Annotated in this window: 1 protein-coding gene; it reads right to left on the bottom strand. The window is 62.4% G+C overall.

Annotation, left to right across the window (positions count from 1 at the left end):
* Positions 1-22: 22 nt before the first annotated feature.
* Positions 23-671, bottom strand: a 649-nt coding sequence (locus tag RAD10_RS41450) for a 3-hydroxyacyl-CoA dehydrogenase family protein (protein ID WP_461621976.1), incomplete at its 5' end; no start/stop codon positions are given.

The raw sequence follows: 671 nt of genomic DNA, 5'->3' as shown, positions 1-671 counted from the left end.
CTCTTCCATGGCCCGAATGAATTCAGGCGTGAACTCTGGCGGTTTCACGTGAGAGAGAGATGGTTCGCTTCCCTGATGAAAAGCGCTCGAAATAGGCGCCGATACCGGCGGGATTGCCCATGTTGCGCACCATGCAGGGGCCAATTGCGCTCCAGCGCGGGGCAAGACCGTGCACGACTGCGGCATCGATCTGCTGGGGCGTTGCATGGCCCTCAGCGACCAGATGCATTGCCTCCCGCTCCAGCGCCGCCTGGAGATGGTTGGCGATGAAGCCAGGAATCTCGTGATCCATGCGAATGACGACTTTCCCGATTGACTGATAAAACGCCTCCGCAGCGCCGAGCGCCTCCCTGCTGGTGTGCGCTGCGCCGGCGACCTCGACCAGCGGAATGAGATAAGGGGGGTTGAACGGGTGTCCGATGACGACGCGCGGCGATCGCGAGCCCTCTACCTGTAGATCGACGATAGTGAACCCGGAGGTGGATGTGGCGATGACCACATCGGCAGGCACCAGCGGTTCGATCTCGGCATAGAGTTTTCGCTTTAGCTCCAACCGTTCGGGAGCACTCTCTTGCACGAAATCTGCAGCAGTCGCCGCCTCCGCCGCTGTCTTGACCCAGGTCAGGCTGCCGCGATCCTCGGCACGGGCGCCGAGGCGCTCCTGGGTCGGC

It is taken from the genome of Bradyrhizobium sp. 23AC (assembly GCF_054863025.1).
This window is presented reverse-complemented; position numbering and strand designations above follow the sequence as displayed.